The organism is Flavobacterium sp., from assembly GCF_049590715.1.
GTDB lineage: Bacteria > Bacteroidota > Bacteroidia > Flavobacteriales > Flavobacteriaceae > Flavobacterium.
On sequence record NZ_JBAWDL010000103.1, the window covers coordinates 1 to 3,699 of the forward strand.

At 31.6% G+C, this 3,699-nt stretch carries 6 protein-coding genes; 4 read left to right on the forward strand and 2 right to left on the reverse strand.

Annotated elements, in window-relative coordinates; genetic code table 11:
- The first annotated feature begins 39 nt into the window (after positions 1–39).
- From WBQ70_RS04860 to WBQ70_RS04875, 4 genes are all read left to right on the forward strand, one after another.
- Positions 40–285: an AbrB/MazE/SpoVT family DNA-binding domain-containing protein gene (locus tag WBQ70_RS04860; protein WP_423911305.1), complete on the forward strand. Its 246-nt coding sequence runs from the start codon at positions 40–42 to the stop codon at positions 283–285.
- Positions 276–599, forward strand: a complete 324-nt coding sequence (locus WBQ70_RS04865; RefSeq protein WP_423911307.1) for a type II toxin-antitoxin system PemK/MazF family toxin — start codon at positions 276–278, stop codon at positions 597–599. The genes WBQ70_RS04860 and WBQ70_RS04865 overlap by 10 nt, the downstream gene beginning before the upstream one ends.
- A 166-nt stretch (positions 600–765) precedes the next feature.
- The gene (locus tag WBQ70_RS04870; RefSeq protein ID WP_423911309.1) at positions 766–1,044 is read left to right on the forward strand and encodes a hypothetical protein; all 279 of its coding nucleotides are present in this window, start codon (positions 766–768) and stop codon (positions 1,042–1,044) included.
- On the forward strand, positions 1,013–1,426 hold the full coding sequence (locus WBQ70_RS04875) for a DUF1348 family protein (protein ID WP_423911311.1): 414 nt from the start codon (positions 1,013–1,015) through the stop codon (positions 1,424–1,426). Before WBQ70_RS04870 ends, WBQ70_RS04875 begins: the two co-directional genes overlap by 32 nt.
- A gap of 215 nt (positions 1,427–1,641) precedes the next feature.
- Here the strand turns inward: WBQ70_RS04875 and WBQ70_RS04880 are convergent, their stop codons facing one another.
- Together WBQ70_RS04880 and WBQ70_RS04885 are read right to left on the reverse strand one after the other, a co-directional pair.
- Positions 1,642–2,181, reverse strand: coding sequence for a lysozyme inhibitor LprI family protein (locus WBQ70_RS04880; RefSeq protein ID WP_423911312.1), 540 nt, complete (start codon positions 2,179–2,181; stop codon positions 1,642–1,644).
- A 104-nt stretch (positions 2,182–2,285) separates the two neighbouring features.
- Positions 2,286–3,383, reverse strand: coding sequence for a DUF695 domain-containing protein (locus WBQ70_RS04885; RefSeq protein WP_423911314.1), 1,098 nt, complete (start codon positions 3,381–3,383; stop codon positions 2,286–2,288).
- Between the last annotated feature and the right edge of the window lie 316 nt (positions 3,384–3,699).

Below are 3,699 nucleotides of genomic sequence, written 5' to 3' on the forward strand. Positions count from 1 at the left end.
TAATGTAGTTACTTTGTAATAACAATAAATCATCAAATTATGGAAACTGCAATAATCAAAATAGGAAATTCAAAGGGTTTGCGATTGAGCAAAACCATTTTGGATAAATACAATATTAAGGACAAAGTAGAAATTATACTTGAAGCTGGGCAAATTATCCTAAAACCTATTGAAACTCCTAGAAAAAACTGGGAAGCTGCTTTTGAAAAAATGAATGAAGAAGGAGATGATAAAATGCTAATGAATGATGTTTTTAACGATGAAGATTTTGAAGAATGGAATTAGCACAATATGCCATAGTTTTAGTCAATCAAGACCCAACGTTAGGAAGTGAAATTCAAAAAACAAGACCTTGTGTCATCGTTTCTCCAAACGAAATGAATAAACATTTGAGTACGATAGTTATTTGTCCTATGACTTCGAGTATGAAAGAATATCCCACCAGAATCCCTATAAAACACAATGGTAAAAAAGGAATGATTGCAGTTGACCAAATTAGAACTGTAGATAAAAAAAGAATAGTAAAACTACTAGGGAAATTAAGCAAAACAGAACTAACACAAACTAAAGACGTTATCAAAGAAACCTTTGTTGATTAGTATTAAAGTGAGACCCGCTCGGATATGCACAAACGTTAGCGCAAAATTACATTCTGTGCCCGCATAGATTGACAAATACAGTTATAAAACCCAAGCTAATCCGATCAATTTGTCTCGCTGAAAGCGTCTCTGCAAAGTGGCTCAACTATCGTGAGACGCTTTCAGCGTGACAAGTAGTAGTTTCCTTAATTTACTTTCTGAAATACCTACAGACAACACAAAAATTTTAAATGTAATTCAAAATCATAAAAATGAATTGCGAGAATATTTTAAACAGATTATAGCTGACAAACAATTAGCAGATTATATTTATTTACTCTTTGAAAGTGCAATTGTTGAAAGCCAACTTTTCAAAAATCAATGGGCAGTAAACAAATCAAAAACAATCGTAAACGCTTTAATAAATCAAAATAATGGAACAGAAACTACCACTTCCATCGTTTAACTTTGAAACGGCAACTCAGAAAGTACAAATGGCAGAAGATGCTTGGAATTCTAAAAACCCTGAAAAAGTTTCACTTGCTTACACAATTGATACAGAATGGCGAAATAGACATTTATTCATCAATGGGCAAAAAGAAGTAAAAGAATTTCTAACTGCTAAATGGGATAAAGAATTAGACTATAAACTGAAAAAAGAATTATGGGCATTTACAGACAACAAAATAGCTGTTCGTTTTGAATACGAGTGGCAAAATAATAGCGGACAATGGTTTCGTTCTTATGGGAATGAAAATTGGGAGTTTGACGAAAATGGATTTATGAAAAAAAGATTTGCAAGCATAAATGACTTGGAAATAGATGAAAAAGACAGACGCTTAAAATAAAGGATAACTACAACAGTTAGAGTTTCATTGGGTTTGAAGAGCTTACAATGCAACCGTTGTTGAACGGAACCCCCCAACATCCATCCAGTCATCGTTCAATAAGTTTTAATAATTTTAAGAGGCTATCACGCCTCTTTCTTTCTGGGAATGAGTAGGAAAGCAAAAATAAATACTGCTAACAATACGATTTTTTTATTTGTATTTTTTTTAAAAATTTAATCTAAAAATTGACTCAAATGTTCTTTAATTTCGAATAATCTATTTTTAGTTAAATCACATATCTGACTTGCTCTAATATTACTTTGAATTGTTCCACCACCAGTATACTCTTCTTTCGAAATAACCCCAATAAGTTCTATTTCGCTATCTCTAAATTTTAGCCAATTTCTTTGTGATACTTTCAATTGTTCTTGATCTTTTACACTCAATTTATTTAACAAAATACTATAATATTTATTCAACAATTTATCATAATTATTATTGAGTTCAAACACCACATTCGTCATTCCTGCAGTCGAATAATCAACTTCAATTTTTTTATCCGCTAGTTTTTCTATATTGTAAACATCCGTTTTAAATTCAATATCTAAAGGCTGAGCATAGCTTCCACCCGCATTGGTTAATGAGTCTTTATACTTGGCGGTTTCTTTTGCTACTTGCGCATTAATTTCAGTAAGTTTTGTCTTTGTGCTTTCGGATTGTGCATTACCGAAAACCCCAACCAAGAATAAAAGTAAAAAAAGTCTATTTTTCATTATCTGATTTTTATAAATTACAAACACAAATTTGGTTTTATTATTTTAAAAACTCCTTGTGTTTAAGGATGTCTAATATACTAAATTAGATAAAACTAAATTATTTAATAACTCGGTTTAAATCTTTCTAAAGTTTGCCAGTACTTATCCTTAAACAAATCGTACTTTATTTTAAACTTGTTATCATATTTAGGAATCAATACACTTAGCACTTTTGAAGGTTTACGGAAATTTTTGCAAGCAAAGTAAATTTCTCTTTCCCCATCTGCTGTTTGTCTTCCAACGTTCAAATAACCATCTTCATCCTTCAGCTCCTTCATTATTTCTTCTTCTATTTGATTGAGTAAAGTAAAAGTTTTATCATCCGGCATACCGTTTTTCTTGTTTCCATTAAACGGAATTACTACTCTCATAATCCATGGATGTGACGCTTTATTCTCCCACTCTAGCAAAGTGGAATTTACAATGGCAACCAAAGGTTTTCCGTTAGTGAGTTCCGCTTCTAAACTAGAGAAACTATCATTTTCAGTGGTGTAACGATAGTCATTGTATTTTTCAACAAATTCTTTTTCTCTCCAAATCAGGTAATTTTTCAACTTGGCAATGGGAATCAATTCCTCTTTTGCTTCTTCTCTTGAAACAACAGCCAAGCTGTCAATGGTGGTAACCGAATTCAATTCGCCCAAAAAATTATCTAAGAATATAAAGGCACCGTTAACTATTACCGATTTATCTTCTTCGTTAAAGTCATCATATACAATAACAATATCTACTTCGTCAGGATAGTTTTTGTGTTCTATGGCGTAAAAAGAAAGGTTTTCACTTTTAAACTCGTAACCTGCCATACTGATTTGTATGTTTTCAATATCTAGTTCTGATTTTAAAGCCGTTAATTTCCAATTGGGAATCTGAGGTGCAACTTTTATTAGCTCTTCGACAAAAACAATGTTTTTTACAATGCCTTCAGCGGTAATGACCAATTCGGCAGTAGTTTCATCACACATACCTGTTAGAAAAAAATAACCTTCATGCAAGGCATCCAACATAGGAGTCAGTTTTTCAAAAAAGTCTTTTTCGATTGAGGTTCCTTCTTTTACCACTTTATAAAAAGTAGCTTCATTAGCCTGAAACCATTCCCAAAATGCTGCGTAACTATTGATTTCATCTCCTTTTTTGGAAAACATCTTTTTTAAGAAACTCATCCTTTATTTGTTTTTCATTGATTATACAAGCTAATACGAATATAAGAAATACCCAAAAAACAATCGCTCAATCCCATAAAAAAAACAGAAGTTACTTTTTTACAAGTTACTTCTGTTTTTGTTTTACGTGTTGTAAACGCTATGTTGTTCTGTTAAATTTAGGTAGGCAGTCGTTTAAGACGAGAAACAAAATTATGAAGTACTGTTTTTACCATAATCGTTAGCGCAGAATTGCATTCTGTGCCCGCCTGCTACTTCTATAAAACTGAAAATATACTTGCATTATTATAAAAACGAATTGATATTATACTGTAAT